We start from the raw sequence: 17,150 nt of genomic DNA, 5'->3' as shown, positions 1-17,150 counted from the left end.
GCAGGCTAATGGTTCGTTGTAAGAGCCATCTAGGACCCATTTTATAGGTCCAATTACGGAGCCTGCCCTATGTCGCCCCCTGCGCCGCCGCTGTCGTTCAACCCTGCGGGAATCGAGCTGGATCGTCGTCAGGGGCTGACCCGCCAGCTGTATGAAGCCCTGCGCCAGCGGGTGCTGGACGGGCGACTGGCCAGCGGCACGCGCTTGCCCGCCACGCGCGACCTGGCCGCGGCGTTATCGATTTCGCGCAACAGCGTGGTACGCGCCTACGATCAGCTGTATGCCGAGGGCTTCACGCAAAGCCGCGTGGGCGACGGGACTTATGTCGCCCAACTGCCCAGCTCAAAAAAACTATCCACAAAACTGTCCACAGGGTTTTCAACAGGCTTATCCCCAGCCTTATCCACAATCGACCCTAAAAAAGCCGATATTCCGCGTGAAAAAGTTATCCACAGCGCGGCCCTGGAGCGCCTCGAAAACAACCATTTGCCCCTGCCGCCCACCGGTCCACCACGGGCATTCCGGGTGGGGGTTCCGGCCTTCGATCTGTTCCCGTTTGACGTCTGGGCCAAGCTGAGTGCGGCTTTTTGGCGCAAGCCGGACCTCGAACGCCTGTGTTATGGCAACCCGGCCGGGGACGAGCGATTGCGTGGGCTGATCGCCGCTTACCTGCGCAGTTCGCGGGGCATGCAATGCACGGCTGAGCAAATTGTGATCACCAGTGGTGCACAGCAGGCAATTAGCCTTTGTGCACAGTTGCTGGTGACCCCCGGCGATAGCGTGGCGATTGAAAATCCCGGCTACCGCGCCGCCGGTCATGCGTTCGCCCTGGCCGGTGCGCAGCTGCAGGGTGTGGCGGTGGACAGCGAGGGGATCGACTGCAGCGTATTGAACCGCCTCGATAACTGCCGCCTGGCGTATGTCACCCCGTCCCATCAGTACCCGCTGGGCGTGGTCATGAGCCTGGCCCGGCGCCTGGAGTTGCTGGCCTGGGCCGAACGCAGCGGTGGCTGGATCGTCGAGGATGACTACGACGGCGAGTACCGTTACAGCGGCGCGCCGCTGGCCCCGCTGGCGGCCCTGGATCGCAGCGGGCGGGTGCTGTATGTGGGGACGTTCGGCAAAGTCGCGTTCCCGGCGCTGCGCCTGGGTTATCTGGTGTTGCCGCCGACGCTGGTCGACGCGTTCGCCCAGCGCCGCGCCGTGGATGTGCGGCATTCGGAGGTCAGCACCCAGGCGGTGATGGCGGAATTCATGGCGGCGGGGCACTTCCAGCGGCATATCCGGCGCATGCGCCGCGCTGCGCTCAGCCGGCGTAACGCACTGCTGGAGGGCTGGCCGGGCGAGCTGCCGGGGGTGGGCAGCCTGCCCAATAGTGCCGCAGGCCTGCACCTCACCGTGCGGGTGGACAGCCTCGCCCGCGAACAACAACTGGTGGCGCAGGCCCGCGCGGTGGGCGTGGAGGTCAATGGCCTGAGCAGCTATTGGCTGACGCAGGCCGGGCCATCGGCCGATCAGCGCGCCGGCCTGGTGCTGGGTTTTGCCGCGGTGCCTGAGGCCGCGATCCGCCAGGCGCTCGGGCGGTTGCGCGAGGCCTGGACAGGTCAGGCTGCGGGCTGAGGCGGCTTGGCTTTAAGGAACAGCGAGCGGGCCAGATGCAGGCCGATTTCACTGCGGTACACGGCGATGTCGCTCAAGGGTTCGAACCGGCCACCCATCAGTCGCTGTTGCCGATTTTTCAGGTGGGCTGCGGTGTAGGCTTCCTCCGGCCCGGTGAGGGTGGGGTAGTGAAAGTGCGCGTACCACAACGGGCGTTTGGTGTTGGCGTCCACCACTGCATATTCCTGCAGGAAACCCTTGTCGCGCCCCCTGAGTCGGGTGCGGGGGCCGACAGGCGGGTCGACCGTCACGGCGCCCTCGCGCAAGAGCAATTCGACGTGCGCCGCCTCCGGTGGCCGGCGCTTGAGCACCTCGATCATGACCCGCTTGCCTTCCCGGTAGAGCCGGGTGATCGCCTCATTGAGGCTGCGGTTAGTCAACGCGGCTGATGGCGAGGCGCTTTCTGTCTGGTTGCTGGAGGTCAGCGCCTCTTCGATATCCTGGCTGGCCCGTTCGAGTTTTTTGGCGTGCTGGTGGAAGCGTTCTTCGATTTCCACCGGCAGTTGTCGGGTTTCCTTCGCCCAGGCTTCCTTGTTGGCGATAAAGGCGCCGACCCCATCGACCAGCGCCTGACCGTCGCTGATGCTGATTGCCAAGTTACGCGCCTGGGTGCGGGTAACGGGTTTGGGCTTCAGTTCGCGTTCGACCCAAACACCCGGCTCTTTCTCATGGAAGGTTGCAATCACCTTGCCGGTCAGGGGTTCCTTCACGTCGACCAGGGTCTTGCCGTCTTCGGCGGGGCTTTCACGCTCATCGCCGACCACCACACCCTTGGAGCGCGTCTTGATGTATTTTTTCTTCGCCCTCGGGGCCGGGCGCGACGGGCCTGCGGTGGGCTCCATGGCTCTGCGTTCGCGAAGCAGGGTCGTCAGTTGCTTCTCAGTGAGTTGCGCGAATTCGTCAACCTGCTTGCGCAGGCTTTCCAGATGAGGCTTGTTGAGGTCGTTGGGAAATTCCGCCGGCAGATCCACCAGGTTCTGGTCCACCCTGGAAAACTGATCCATCAGGCTATCCAGGGTCTCGATCAACTGAGCCGGCGGCGCTACGTTGCCCGGCTTCATGGCGCCTCTGGCGCTTTGGACCGCCAGTTCCGCCACATCGACGATACGGTGCAAGGCTTCTCTGGCATCGGCGCGTGTGGCCGATTGGCTTTCTGACACGCACAGGAAGTGGCCCAGGGTAATCCTGAACGCCTTGAGATCATCAACGGCATACGTGGGCAGGTGCGGTTCGTAGAGTTGGATCAGCTTGACCCCTGGCACGCCCAGGGTGCGGGCCTCCTTGAAGCGCGCCTGCAGATAGTCCATCCGCTCCACCATGGCCTGCGTCGCGGCGTACATGGCGCGGTAGTGAGCGGCAGGCAAGGCGTCTTCTTCAAAACCCTCGGTGTCGAGGTGGCCATGTATGGCTTCCAGTTGTTCGCGAAACGGGATCTGTTGTTCGCTGATGGCGGAGCTCGCCAGAAATAGCTGATGTTCCAGGTAGCCGACCATGGCGTTCTGATAGTTGGGCACCGTGTCGAGAATATTCAGGGATTTGAGCTGGGAAATCGGCACGTCGATCTCTTTGAGGCGTGTATCCACTTGTTCGAGAAAGGTGGTTCTGGCGACTGCTTTGGCGTCGTCCGCTGTGCGGTCGATGGCGCCTTGCAGGGCCTCAATATCGCGTTGGCGTTGGGGGCGCTCGCTGTCGAAGGTCGCCAGATGCTGGCGTAAATCGTTGATTTTAGGTGGCCTGAGGGCTTCGCCTTTTTTGCGCCGGCTGCGCAGGCCGCCTGCACGGAGGCGCAAGCGCGTGTCGACGAACCATTGACCCAGGCGATTGGCAATCAGCGGGGGGCCGCGTCGGCCGGGTTGGTGCGGATCGATGATCAACACGGCGTCGTTTTCGTCGACGATGACTTCAAACCAGCGTGTACCCACCGGGGCGTACCAGTGGGTGTCTTTGGCGTAGAGATGCTGATGGGGGCCTTCCACTGTCTGTTGTGTGCCCAATTGATCGGGCTTGGGCAGCGCGAAACCGTCCAGGAACGTACCCAGGCTCAGTGCGCTGCGGTTCAAGGCGCCACTGATGTGCAGGGTGTGTTCGTGGTCGACGGGCAGTTCTGCCGTCGTGATATCCGGCTTTTGGACGACCTCTACCGTGGTCTCCTGCGCCTGCAATGCCGGCGGCTTGGCAGGTTTCTCGATGGGCGATTCAGGCTGGTGGGCCGTGGCGACATGCGTCGCCAACACCACGCCGAGCGTCAGCAAGATATCTACCAGCGCCGAGAGCCCGGCTGAACGGTCACCGATCTCATTGGCGTCGACCATCTGTTGCAGGTCATCCATCAATTGCCAGATCCAGGTCGCGGCGCCCGCGGCGCGGCCCATGAACGGCAGCACGGTATTGAACATCAGCCACCCGGCATGCTTGAAACTCTCCCAGCGCGCCTCGGCATTCGACACCGATTGGCGGTCGGCCAGGGTGACCAGCGCGTCGGCAGTGGCTTGGAACAGTGTGGCGAAGTCGTCGTTGCGCACCACTTCCCGCCCCAGTTCGATGGGCCCGGTCATCACCAGTGCGTTCAGCGGGTCGTTCAGCATGCTGGTAAATACCCACGGCGAGGGCAGGCTGCCGGGAAACACAAACTGTGCATAAACCGTTCGCACCTTGTCGGGCAGCCAGGCCAGGACCGATTGGCGCAATGGCGTGTCTTGTTTGATCGCGTACAGCAAGTTGGTCGGTGACGGGAACTGCATCAACGGTTGGTTGGACAGCGGACGATAGAGCAGGCAAGGGCCTTTTTTCGGGTCTTGAGGGCCGATGACGAACATGTTGCCGACGACGTCGACGGCCGAGCTCAGGCGGCGTTTGGGGAGCAGGGACAAGCGGCGGATGACCACCGCCGTGCCGTCGACCACACTCGCTGCGCTGTCTGGATTCATCGCTGCGCAGACATACCGATAGCCCTGTTCGCTCAGGCCATGGAAACGGCGGACCTTATAGTGCAACGCCAGTAACGGTAATTGCAGGCGTAACTGAGCGGTGTAGAGATGTTGCCGCCGCGTGGACTCGGCCGGGTCGTCGAGCAATGTGCGCTTGACCAGGGCCGGGTAGTACACGCCGACGTTCGCCTGGGTAATCAAGCGTTCCAGGTAGGACGCCGTCATCCAGGTGGGTACGGCGCTGCCGCTTTCATAACGGACGGTTTTGTTGCCCAAGGGCAGGGCTATCAGGTTTTCCAGGGCCAATTCGGCCAGAGTAAAGGTTTGGGTCTGGGTATTTCCCGGCACAATCAGGGTGCCCCAGACCTGCACGCTGGTGACGCTGATCCGCACGCTGTCCAGCGTCGTGCGGGCCACGCTGGGGTGGTCCTTGACCATCAGGGTGTGGATCGCATCCAGGGCAAAATCGCCGATGTGCTTGATCCCGTCATCAAAGGCTTTACCGGCGTGCCGCAGGTGCAGGGCCGCCAGGTCCATCATGTAGCGCCCGTAGGTGGCCTGGTCCGACGAGGATGCGCTAAGTATCCAGTCGGGCAAGGCACGATGAACCCAGCCGATTCTGTTTTGATTCAGCGGGGCGCGAAGGGCGATTTCGCTGCCTGGCTTGTCTTGCATCATGGTTGGGATCAGCTCATCGCTGTCGAGCGCGATTACGCCGATCGCCTGAATCTGCAAGGAAATAAACGCACAGGCCTGCTGTTCGAAAAAGTCCCCGGAGGGTTGGAACAATCGCCAGTGGAGCTTGGCCGCCTGTGGATTGGCGACTTGAATGCTCAGGGCATCGCCAAGCGCTGGCAGGCTTTTGAAGGCGGCGAACCCATCGGCGATCGAATAGCTGAGGATGATGTCACGCTCGCCAAGACGCCCGACCAGCACCGCCAATGCCGACAGAGTGAGGTGTTTGACCTGGGTGGCGTGCTCCAGGTCGACGTCGATCAGATAAGCCTTGGTCGCGTATTTGTCCTGGGGCAAGCGCTGGGCGTAATCCGGGTGGTGAAAAACGCTCCTGGCGACGTTGCATTCATCCTCGTCCCAGCCTTCCACGCTGTCGACATTCCAGATCGCGCGTAAGGCGTTGGCAAAGGTGCGCCAACGTGGGCCGTTGTGGTGGTCGCTTTCGTTCCAGTACGCGAGCTGTTGCTCCTGGTACGCGACGCGCAGCAAGGGTGCCAGCTCATTGATCAGGCGGCCGACGGCATCTACTTTGATCGGTAGATGCACGTTCGGCCCGGCGGCAGATTGATAGATCAGGTAGTGCTCGCCGTCAATCCAGGTCACCGGCACGCCGGACGTTGCACTGCGGTACAACGCGCCGGTCAGCGACTGAAATTTCGGGGCGCCGGGCAGGATCGCCCCGGCAGTGATCTGCCAGTGCGGCGTCACTACAACGGTCAGGTCGGGGTCGATGTCGAGATCCGGGTACAGCCCGCGCAAGCTCGAGCGCAGGGTGGCGGCCGCGACTTCGCGCAAGGAGGGGCCGGTGGTCAGTTGAGTCAACAGGTCATTGGCATTGGGGGGCGATGAGGGCAAGGGAGGGCTCCTGACGGGCGCGGTGAGGAGGGCTGCTGGATGCAACCCGAGACCTCGACCACGTTAGAGCGCAGGCCCGTCAGGCGGTGGTAGTTAGATAGCGGGGCGCCCCTAGGTCCCCGATTTGATCTTGGTCCAGGCCCGTGTCCTGGCGCGCTCGGCGTCGCGGCCCAGGGGTTTCAAGGTATACAGCGTGGCCATCGCCGCCTCGGTGGGGTACAGGTTGGGGTTGTGGCGGATCGCAGGGTCGACCAGTTCCGTCGCGTCTTTGTTCGGGTTGGGATAACCGACGAAGTCGCTGATCGGCGCGATCACCTGCGGTTGCAGCAGGTAGTTGATGAAGGTGTAGGCGTCCTGCGGGTTTTTCGCGCCTTTGGGCAGGGCGAGCATGTCGAACCAGATCGGTGCGCCTTCCTTGGGCAGGCGCATGTCCACCGTCACGCCGTTCTTGGCTTCCTTGGCGCGGTTGGCGGCCTGGGAGAAGCTGCCGGAGTAACCGACGGCCACGCAGATGTCACCGTTGGCGATATCGGCCATGTATTTGGAGGAGTGGAAGTAGGTGATGTACGGGCGGATTTTCATCAGCAACGCTTCGGCTTTTTCATAGTCCTTGGGGTTGTTGCTGTTGGGGTCCAGGCCCAGGTGTTGCAGGGCCAGCGGCAGGATCTCGGACGGCGAATCGAGCAGCGCGACGCCGCACTGCTTGAGCTTGCTGATGTTCTCTTCCTTGAAGATCAGGTCCCAGCTGTCCACCGGCGCATCGGCGCCGAGCGCGGCCTTGACCTTGTCGGGGTTGAAGCCGATCAGGATGGTGCCGTACATGTAGGGCACGGCGAACTTGTTGCCGGGGTCGTTGGCCTCGATCAGCTTCATCAGCTTGGGGTCGAGGTGGTTCCAGTTCGGCAGTTGGCTGCGGTCCAGGGGCTGGAACACCCCAGCTTCGATCTGCTTGGCGAGGAACACGTTGGACGGCACCACCACGTCGTACCCGGAATTGCCGGTGAGCAGCTTGGCTTCCAGCGCCTCGTTGGTGTCGAAGATGTCGTACACCAGTTTGACGTTGGGGTTTTGCGCCTTGAAGTCTTCCAGCGCCTTGGGCGTGATGTAGTCGAACCAGTTGTAGACCCGCAGGGTTTTCTCTTCGGCATGGGCCGCGCCGCCGAGAACGGCGGCGCAGAGGACGAGCGACTTGAGCATGTTCATTGGATGGACCCCTCAAAACCTTCGAGAACGTTGACGGCGTTGATGCCGATTTCTGCTACGGCGTAGCCGCCTTCCATCACAAACAGCGTGGGTTTGCCCAGGCGTGCGATGCGTGCGCCCATGGCCAGGTAGTCCGGGCTGTCGAGCTTGAACTGCGAGATGGGGTCGTCCTTGAACGTGTCCACGCCCAGGGACACGACGACGATGTCGGCGGCGTAACGCTCGATTTCTGTGCAAGCCTCGTCAAGCGCTGCGCTCCAGTGCGGCCAGTCGGAACCGGCCGGCAACGGATAGTTGAAGTTGAAGCCTTCCCCGGCGCCTTCTCCGCGTTCGTCGGCGTAGCCGAGGAAAAACGGGAACTCTGCCTCCGGGTGCCCGTGGATCGAGGTAAAGAGCACGTCGTTGCGCGCGTAAAAGATCGATTGAGTGCCGTTGCCGTGGTGGTAGTCCACGTCGAGGATCGCGACCTTCCGCTGGCCCTGGTCGAGAAACGCCTGGGCGGCGATGGCGGTGTTGTTGAGGTAGCAATAACCGCCCATCAAGTCGCCGGCGGCGTGGTGCCCCGGCGGGCGGCACAAGGCGAACGCACTGTGGGCGCCGCGCTGGATCGCTTGTTGCGCGGTCAGCGCGACCTGGGCGGCGCTGTAGGCGGCTTGCCAGGTACCGGCGGTAATCGGTGCGCCGCCGTCGAAGCTGTAGTAACCGAGTTGGCCGTGCAGGCTGGTGGGCAACACGCGGCGCAAGGTGCGGGCGGGCCAGGTGTAGGGCAACAGGTCGCCGTCCTTGCCGAGTGCGGTCCAGCGTTGCCAGGCACCTTTGAAGAAGTCCAGGTAGTCGCGGCTGTGGACACGTTCAAGCGGCGCCAGGCCAAAGTCCTGCGGCGCAAGGACCGGGCCCAGCCCACGCTCTTTGACCCGTTGCAGTACGTGGTCGGCGCGCGAGGGCATTTCAAAGCAGGGCATCAGTTGCCCGTCCATCAGTTCACAACGGCCGTGGTGCAGGTGGTGATCGTCCGAGTAGATCGTCAGCATTTTGTTGTTCTCCGCAGGCGGTATCGGTGCTTGCAGTCTTGCGGGCGACGCGCTTTATGAGAACGGCAGGAGCGGCCAAAAGGGGATAAATCGGGCCAAATTGTGTGTCCGCAATTCGCCCATTAATGGGGCGTCATGCGCGAAATTGGCTCGGCGCCACGCCGCTCCAGCGCACAAAGGCATGCCGGAAACTGGCGGTTTCGCTGAACCCCAGTTGCTCGGCGATGCGGTAGATCGGCAATTCATCCGTGGCCAGCCATTGCTTGGCCCGCTCGAAGCGCAGTTCGTCGAGCAGTTCCTGATAGCTGCACCCCAGGTCATGCAAGTGCCGGCGCAGGGTGCGCGGTGAACAGTTCATCTGCGCGGCCAGGCCTTCAATCCCCGGCGCGGCGCCGAGTTGGCTGGCGAGCAACTGGCGGATTCTGCCCAGCCACGCCTGTCGGCCGGTGAACTCCAGGTTCTGCTTGCGGCAACGCTCGGCCATGGCCTGGTGAGTCACGGCGTCGGCCAGCGGCAGGGGCTGGTCGAGCCAGTGCTTGTCGAAGGCGAACGCGTTGGTGCCGGCGTCAAACTGCAGCGGGCAGGCGAAACACTCGCTGTAGCGCGCCCGATAATCCGGCGCGTTGTATTCAAAGCGCGCGCCAAGCAGCGCCAGGGGCTGGCCGAGCAGGTCGTCGCAGATCACCTTCAGCGAGGCCAGGCACAGTTCGACGTTGAACATCTGCATGGCCGGGTTTTCCCGATAGTCACTGGCGGTGAACCAGATGCGCTCGCCGTCCGCCTCCAGGCTCAGTTCGAAAAGTGTTCCCAGTAGCGCCGGATACCGCAGTGCCAGGCGCAAAGCGTCACCGAAGGTGGCACTCGTCAGCAGTGCGTAACCGAGCATGCCGTAGGCCGACACATGCATCTGGCGGCCCAGCGCCAGGCCGACATCCCGGCGCAGGGCCACGGCATTGGCGCATACGCGCATTTCCTGATTGGTGGTGATGCGCGTGTCGGCGCGGCTCAAGTCCGCGGCGCAGATGCCGCTGCCCGCGAGCAAGGCCTCGCTGGGCAGCCCTTCGGCCTTGAAGGTGTTGAGCACCAGCGACACCGCGTTGAGGGTGGTGAGATGAGCGTGCAGCATCGACGGCTCCAACGGGTCTGGTGCGGTGAAGGAGCAAGTTGTGTGCCGTCGTCTGCGTGTCAGGCCGGGTTGAAAAATAACGTTGCGGCCTGACTCTCGTTGATCTCGCTGCGGTGGAATGCCACGCGTTGTGTGCTGCTCAGGCCTTTGGTGGTATCGGCTGCCGCGCCAAGGCTGTGCTCTCGTGGTGTCTTGAGGCGTGCGCGGATAAACGACCGGGACGTGGTCCAGTCGGTCGAGTAGTGAAAATGCGCATACCACAGCACCTTATGGGTGCTGCTTTCGGTGATGGTGTATTCGTCCAGGTAATCGGGCCTGATGGACTTGATGCGCCGTCGGCTGATGGTTTTTTTGATGGTGATCGCGTTGCGGGCCTTGAGCCATTGCACGCCGGAGGGGGTGGGCGGGTGCTGTTGAGTCATTCTCAGCACGTTCTCGATGGAGTGTTGATAGAGGGTGGTCGCGGCGTCGCTGAGTGCCTTTTTGACGGTGCTGGCCAGGGCCACGTCGCCTTGCGCGAGGTTCTTCTGGGTCAGGGCTTGCTCGATGTTGCGCGTGGCTTGTTCCAGGCGCTGGGCGTGTTGATGGTACAAGTATTCGATGCCGATGGGCGTGCGCTGGGCTTGACTGGCCAGCCCGGTGATCCGTTGTTTGAAGTCCGGTAATCCGTCGAGCAGGTCCTGGCCGGTGTCCACGCTGGTTTGCAGGTCGATGGGCGTGCTCACCGTCTGTTCGCTCCTGACCCGTTGCACCCAAAAGCCGTCCGGTTTTTCGTGAAACGTGGCCACCACGGTGTTGGACAGGGGCGAGCGAACATCCACCAGCCCGGTGTCCAGGCCCGCGTCGGACAACTGCGGCTCGCCCACCACCATGCCGTGGTAACGGGTGCGGATGAATTTATTCTGCGCGCGTGGCGGAGTGGGCGGCGGGCTGGGGGTGGCTCTCAGCGTGCTGCGCCGGTCGGCTAAATGCGCAAGATGGTTACTGGCGCGCTTGGTGTACTCATCGAGTTGGTCGCGCAGTCGGGTCAGTGGTTCCGCCAGCGAGACGCTGGGGAATTCGGTGGGGAAGTCCTGCAGGCGCTCGCCCAGCACGGTGAACTGTTCGATCAGGCTGCTCAGGGTCTCGATCTGTTCGTCGATTCGCTTGTCACTGTGCTCGCGCAAGGTGTCGCGTAGGGCCTGGATGGCGATGTCGCAGGCATCGACGATATGGTCGATGGCCGTCCACGCCAGCGGTGCGCTGAGGGTGGTGTTTTCGCGCAGGCACAGGTTGCGGGCCAAGGTCACTTGCAACGCCTTGAGGTCGCCGCTGCTGTAGGCGGGCAGCAGGCTTTTGGTGTCCTTTATCAGGCGCAGGCCTTCGCCGGGCAAGTCACGCAGTTCGTTGAAGCGCGTTTCGAAGTAATCCAGGCGCCCAACCATGCCGCGCAGCGTTTCGTTCATTTCGAGCGCATCGGGGATGTTGCGCACGCGTGCATCGGCAGCCTGCTTCGCGATGTGGTCCAAGGTTATGCGTAATTTGGGGGTAAAGGCTTTCAGCACCTCGTTGAGGCCGGTCCAACTGAGGCTCAGTTGAGCTTTGACATACCCCACGGCGCGGTGCAGGTAGTCGGGCGTTGGGGCAACCACATTCAACTCTTTGAGGTTTTGCAGGGCGGTTTCGTAGTCTGTGCGCTGGGCCTCCAGTTGATTGAGGTAGGCCCTTTGCGCGGCCTGGGCCGAGGTCGACGGGGCGTCAACCAATGCTTGATGAGCCTTTTGCAGGGTTTCCTGGGCGGTCTTTTTCTGTTGCTCGAAGGTGGTGATCGGGGCGCGCAGTTGGCTTGCCTTGCGTTCGGCTGCCGCCCGGGCTTTGCGCTCCAGGCTCCTTGAGCCGCCACCACGCAGGCGCAGCCGGGTGTCGATGAACCACTCGCCCTTGAGATTGCCGATCAGAAAGGGGCCGTTGCGCATTGGTTGCTTGGGGTCGGCGATCTGCACGTCGTCATTCTCGTCCACCGTCACTTCGAACCAGCGTTCACCGACCTGTGCGTACCATTTATCGAGCAGTGGGTAGAGGTGACGTTGAGGGCCGATGCGCGCCGAGGCTTTGCTGCGCACCCCCGGCTTTTCGACCTTGAAACTGTCCAGCAGGCTGCCCAGGTCGCTGGCATTGCGATTGATCGCGGCAAGCGTGTGCAGGGCATGCGGGTGATTGCCGGGCAGTTCAGGTGCCGAGAGGTTGGCCAACTGTTTGATCGTTACGGGCTTGGCGATCACCTCGGGCTCGACGGGAAGTTTCGGCGCGGGTTCTTCCTTGGCCAGGCGGGGCTCTGACGGTGCGTTGCGGCTGGCGATGTGCAGGGTCAGCACCATCCCGAGGTTGAGCAGTAATGCCGCCAGGGCGGACCATTCAGCCGGTTTGTCCTGCTGCTGCGCGTCGACCACCGCTTGTAGTTGATCCAGGATCTGCCAGATCCAGGCGGCGGTGTTCACGGTTCGGCCCAGGAACGGCAGCGCCGCGTTGAAGATCAGCCAGCCCGCCTGCTTGAACGACGCCCAGCGGCTTTCGGCGTTCGACGCCGACTGACGGTCCGCCAGCGTGATCAGCGCGTTGGCGTTGGCCTTGAACAGCTCGCCGGGCAGGTCACCGCTGAGCACTTGCGTACCGAGATCCATGGGGCCGCTCATCGTATAGAGTTTGACCGGGTCCAGCAGCAGCTCCACGACGGCCCAGGGTGAGGGCAGCTCGCCGGGGAACGCGTAGCGGGCATAGTCGTCGCGCACGCTGTCCGGCAGCCAGGCCAGGACCGAGTCGCGCAGATGGCGCGATTGGCGGATCGCATACAGGAGGTCAGCCGGTGACGGGTATTGCAGCAGTTGCAGCTCGGCCATCGGGCGATACAACAGGCAGGGCCCGGCGCTCTGGTCTTGGGGGCCTATCACAAACATGTTGGCGACCACGTCTTGCGTGCCTGCGCCGCGGTTTTTCGGTGCGAAGGCCAGGGGGCGAAGGACGATGGTTTGCCCGTCGACCTGGCGGTCCGCCGCCTCTGGCGCTAGCACGGCAGCGACGTAGCGATATCCCAGCTCGTCGACCCCGGCGCGTTGGCTGATTTTGTATTGCAACGCCTGCAGCGGCAGTTGGATACGTAAATGGCTGCTGTACAGGCCCTGGCGGCGGGTGGATTCGAGGGCGTTGTCGAGCAACTTGCTTTTGGCCAGGGCCGGGTAGTGTTGGCCGATGTCCACCCGCAGGATCAGGCTTTCGATGTAGGCCACGGTCAGCCACTCAGGCAGGGCGCCGCCGTTGCGCAGGCGAATGCTTTTGTCGCCGAGGGGCAGGCTGATCAGGTTTTGCAGGGCCAGGTCGGCCAGGCTGAAGAGGCTGGTGTCGACCTTGCCCGGCAGGGTGAAACTGCCCCAGACGATCAGGCTGCGCACCTGAATCTCGACGTTATCCAAGTGCAGGTTCGCCGCGTCGGCGTGCTCCTTAAGCATCTCGGCGCGCAGCCTGTCCAGCGCGTAGGTCTGGATCTGCGGGATGTCGTCGTCATAGGACTTGCCGGCGTTGAGGCTGTGCAGGGCGGCGAGGTCTTTCAGATAGCGGGCGTAGAGACTCAGGTCGGTGGTGGAGGCAGACGTCAGCCACTTGGGCAGCGCGTCGAGATAGGGTTTGAGGTCGGGTTGCTTTTCACCCACCAGCTCTTTGGTGGCCGGTGGCAGGTTGAGTGAGGACTCGCTGGGGTCGGTGCGGCTCAGTTGCTGAACGTCGAGTTGCGCAATGAAGGCGAGCTGATGGGCGATCAGCGTGCAAGCCTGGTGATCGAAAAAATGCCCCGTGGGTTCGAACAGTCGCCACTGGATATGGGTGCGCGATTGGCGGTTGAGGTAGTCGGGCAAGCTCCGGCCCAGTTGCTCCAGCGAGGTGAACTTTTCGTAACCGTTGAGCAGCGAGTAGGTGAGGATAAGGGTCTCCCCTTCATAGCTGCCGATCAGCACGGCGATCGACAGCACGCCCAAGTGGGTCACGGTTGCGCCGTCGACCTGATCAACGTCCACCAGGTAGGCGCGGCTGGCGAAGTCGTCGCCGACCTGGCGGCGCGTCAGTTCAGGCGCGGCGTACAGCGTGCGGGCCATGGCACAGTCCTGCGCGTCCCACCCCTCGACACGGGTTACGTTCCACAGCGACCGCAGCGTGCTGGACAGGGCTTGCCAGTGGGTGCCGGAGTTGCCATTGCTGGTGTTCCAGAACGCCACTTGTTGTTCCTGATAGGCGGTGAGCATCAGGGGCGCCAGCAGGTTGATCAGGGTGGCGATCTGTGTGATGCGCACCGGCAGGTGGGCGGTGGGTTGTTGGTTTTTCTGCTGAATGAGGAAGTGCACGCCTTCGATATAGAGCGTGGGTTCGCCCGAGACGGCCTGGTGGGTGAGGATGTCGGTAAGGGGCTGGTACCCGGTGGGGCGGGCGACGATTTCGTCGTCGACAACGTCCCATACCGGTGTGCCGACCATGGCGATGTCCGGGTCGATGCCGAGGTCTGGGTAGAGTTCTTGCAACGAGCGCCGTAGCAACGCGCTGGCGGCTTCGCGGAAGGCGGGGCCGACGCAGAGTTGAGTGATCAGCGTATCGGTGGGGCTGTGCGGGGGGGTAGACGTTTGTTGGCTCATGGGTTCCTGCCTTGCCATTTCATGGACGCTGCCGGAAGAACAGCTTCGGCATGCTAGAAAGTGGCAAGGCACGGAGGAGGCTAACTATGTAGTTGGCCGGGGTTTTTTACTCAGGTTGCGACCTGATTCAGGCCAACTCACCGCACAGGTCCAGTTCCACCAGGCGGCGCACTTCGCTGGTCGCGAGGCCAGCACCGAGCAGGGCCTGCAACTTACCGAACGCGGCTTCACGGGTCATGCCGCCACCGGACAACACGCCCACGCCACGCAAACGGCTGCCAGCTTCGTAGACGTCCAGTTCCACGCCGCCTTCATGGCATTGGGTGATGGCGACCACGACCACGCCTTGCGCCTGTGCGCGCTGGAGGCTGGCGAGGAACTCGGGGTTATCGCTGGGCCCGGTGCCGCTGCCGAAGCATTCCAGGATCAGTGCCTTGAGGCCGCTGCCGATCAGCGCATCCAGTTGCGCGGCAGCGATGCCCGGCACCAGCGGCAGCACGCCGACGTTGGCCAGGGCTTTGGGCTGACGGTAATCCAATGCAGCGGGCAGTGCCTCGGCCTTGGCCACACCGCCGTTGCGTTGCTGCGCGGCAAACGGATGGCGCCCGAAACTGCGGACCTTCGCACAGCGTGTCGGCGCCATCAGCGTGCCGTGAAAGTACAACTGCACACCCGGCGCCAGGCCTTGGCCCAGGGCCAACAGCGCACCGCTGACGTTTTCCCAGGCATCGCTGTCCGGCACGCCGGCGGGGAGCATGGAGCCGGTGAACAGCACCGGCGCCGGCAGGCCCAACAGTTGGAAGCTCATGGCGGCCGCGCTGTAGGCCAAGGTGTCGGTGCCGTGCAGGATCAGCACCGCGTCGCAACCGTCGTCCACGGCCTCGACCACGGCGGTGCGCAGGCGCTGCCAGTAGGCCGGGGTCATGTTGGCGCTGTCGATCAGCGGCGCCATTTCCCGGAAGCGCCATGCAGGCACGGGCTGGTTGGCGAGTTGTTCGCGCATACGGGCTTCGAAACCGGATGCGGGGGTCAGGCCGTTGGCGCTGGCTTGCATGCCGATGGTGCCGCCGGTGTAGAGCACCATGACGTTGTTAGCTGCTTGCATCGAAAAATCTCCTGAACGAAAAACGCCGCCAAGCCCAGAGCATGCCCAAGGCCAGGCGGCGTGTCATCTACGCTTAGCGTTGCGCCAGCGCGATCGATTCAGCAGGCGCTTTAGCGGCAGGCTCCGGTTTCACCGGGTTGGCCGGCCAGGCGTTGCGGTCCAGGTCCAGGTCGGGGAACTGGCTGGAGTCGAAGACCGGGGTCTTGATGCCCGCTGCGCGCTGGTTGTCGTAGTCGTTCAGGATGCGCATGGCAATCTTGAACAGGAACGCCAGGGCGAACAGGTTGACGAATGCCAGCATCGTCATGGTGATGTCGGCAAAGGCAAACACGGTGCTCAGGTTCTCAATGGAACCCCAGAAAATCAGCACCAGCACCAGTGCGCGGTAGCCCATCAGCACCTTGCGGTTGTTGCCGACCAAAAAGCGCAGGTTGCTCTCGCCGAGGTAGTAGTTGTACATGATCGAGGTGAACACGAACAACGCCAGGGCCACCGAGATGAACATCCGGCCCCACTCGCCGACCACGGCCGCCAGGGAGTTCTGGGTCAGGGCAATGCCGTCGCCTTCGAAGCCTGGGGTGTAGAAACCGGAGAGCAGGATCAGCAACGCGGTGCAGGTGCAGATCACGAAGGTGTCGAGGAACACGCTGAACGCTTGCACCACACCTTGGGCGATCGGGTGTTCCACCGACGCGACTGCTGCCACGTTAGGCGCACTGCCCAAACCGGCTTCGTTGGCGAACACGCCGCGCTTCACACCCATGATGATCGCGCTGCCCACCAGGCCGCCGAAAGCCGGGTCGAGGCCGAACGCGCTCTTGACGATGGTCGCGAGCATGGCCGGCACGTGGTCGAATTGCAGCACGATCACGTACAGGGTCACGGCGATGTAGACCAGGGTCTTGACCGGCACCAGCAGGTCGGCGATCGAGGCGATCCGCTTGATCCCGCCGATGAACACCAGGCCCAGCAATGCCGCCAGGGCCAGGCCGGTGTAGGTGGTGTCGAGGCCGAAGGCATTGTTCAGCGAATGCGTCACGGCATGGGCTTGCAGGCCGTTGAACGCAAAACCGAAGGTCACCAGCAGCAGGAACGCCATCACCATGCCCAGCCAGCGTTTGTGCAGGCCATGCTGGATGTAATAGGCCGGGCCGCCACGGAAGGTGCCTTCGGCGTCGGTGCGCTTATACAGTTGGCCGAGGGAGCACTCGATAAAGCTCGAGGACATGCCCACCAACGCGGTGACCCACATCCAGAACACGGCACCCGGGCCGCCCAGGGTCACGGCAATGCCGACGCCTGCGATGTTACCGGCACCGACGCGGCCGGCCAGGCTGAGCATCAGCGCCTGGAACGAGCTGAGCTGGTCGGAGCTGTTTTTCAGGCTGTCGCGAAACACCGAAAACATGTGGAAAAAGTGACGCAACTGAACGAAACGCGAGCGGATCGTGAAGTAGCCGCCGAGCCCGACAATGAGCACGATCAGTACTTTCCCGGAGAGGAAGTCGTTGATGACTTCGAGCATGGAGTGTTCCTCGCTGATTTTTCTAATGGCAAACGCAGGACGGTTCGACGCTGTCGCTTGGCACCAGGCAGTGCGCGACGGTTCGACCCAATCCTTTTGCGGGTGTTGTTATTCATGCGGTTTCGCGTGTGTCCGGGCCTCGTTACCGACGACCGTTGGCGCGAAGAGGGGCGGCACTATACCTAGGCGAACGTGATCCGTCTGCCTGGGCTGATTAAAGGTTTCAGCCAAGGGGTGGCGGGCACGGGCAATATTGGAATTTTTATGGGCGTCATTTCACAACCTTGAGGCAAAAAAAAGGGCCTGAAGAACGAGCCTTCGGGCCCTCAAAA

Annotated in this window: 8 protein-coding genes; 1 reads left to right on the top strand and 7 read right to left on the bottom strand. The window is 62.9% G+C overall.

Annotation, left to right across the window (positions count from 1 at the left end):
• Positions 1 to 69 precede the first annotated feature (69 nt).
• Positions 70 to 1,620, top strand: coding sequence for a MocR-like pyridoxine biosynthesis transcription factor PdxR (gene pdxR, locus ACS5Q8_RS28990; RefSeq protein ID WP_465159692.1), 1,551 nt, complete (start codon positions 70 to 72; stop codon positions 1,618 to 1,620).
• On the opposite strand, the gene ACS5Q8_RS28985 is transcribed toward pdxR, so the two are convergent.
• From ACS5Q8_RS28985 to ACS5Q8_RS28955, 7 genes are all read right to left on the bottom strand, one after another.
• On the bottom strand, positions 1,605 to 6,176 hold the full coding sequence (locus ACS5Q8_RS28985) for a dermonecrotic toxin domain-containing protein (protein WP_465159691.1): 4,572 nt from the start codon (positions 6,174 to 6,176) through the stop codon (positions 1,605 to 1,607). The two genes, pdxR and ACS5Q8_RS28985, sit on opposite strands and share 16 nt — an antisense overlap.
• Positions 6,177 to 6,287: 111 nt before the next feature.
• Positions 6,288 to 7,379, bottom strand: coding sequence for a polyamine ABC transporter substrate-binding protein (locus ACS5Q8_RS28980; RefSeq protein WP_465159690.1), 1,092 nt, complete (start codon positions 7,377 to 7,379; stop codon positions 6,288 to 6,290).
• Complete coding sequence (locus ACS5Q8_RS28975) at positions 7,376 to 8,410, bottom strand: histone deacetylase family protein (protein WP_465159689.1); 1,035 nt, start codon at positions 8,408 to 8,410, stop codon at positions 7,376 to 7,378. The genes ACS5Q8_RS28980 and ACS5Q8_RS28975 overlap by 4 nt, the downstream gene beginning before the upstream one ends.
• A 133-nt stretch (positions 8,411 to 8,543) precedes the next feature.
• Positions 8,544 to 9,536, bottom strand: coding sequence for an AraC family transcriptional regulator (locus tag ACS5Q8_RS28970; protein WP_276195512.1), 993 nt, complete (start codon positions 9,534 to 9,536; stop codon positions 8,544 to 8,546).
• A 59-nt stretch (positions 9,537 to 9,595) separates the two neighbouring features.
• A complete protein-coding gene (locus ACS5Q8_RS28965; protein WP_465159688.1) occupies positions 9,596 to 14,188 on the bottom strand; it encodes a dermonecrotic toxin domain-containing protein in 4,593 nt (1,530 codons plus the stop codon).
• A gap of 127 nt (positions 14,189 to 14,315) precedes the next feature.
• A complete protein-coding gene (locus tag ACS5Q8_RS28960; protein ID WP_465159687.1) occupies positions 14,316 to 15,293 on the bottom strand; it encodes an asparaginase in 978 nt (325 codons plus the stop codon).
• A gap of 73 nt (positions 15,294 to 15,366) precedes the next feature.
• The gene (locus ACS5Q8_RS28955) at positions 15,367 to 16,818 is read right to left on the bottom strand and encodes an alanine/glycine:cation symporter family protein (protein ID WP_276195509.1); all 1,452 of its coding nucleotides are present in this window, start codon (positions 16,816 to 16,818) and stop codon (positions 15,367 to 15,369) included.
• Positions 16,819 to 17,150 lie beyond the last annotated feature (332 nt).

The sequence above is a fragment of the Pseudomonas sp. PAMC25584 genome (assembly GCF_058135675.1).
The sequence above is the reverse complement of the archived record's forward strand: the minus strand, read 5'-3'. Positions and strand labels throughout refer to the sequence as shown.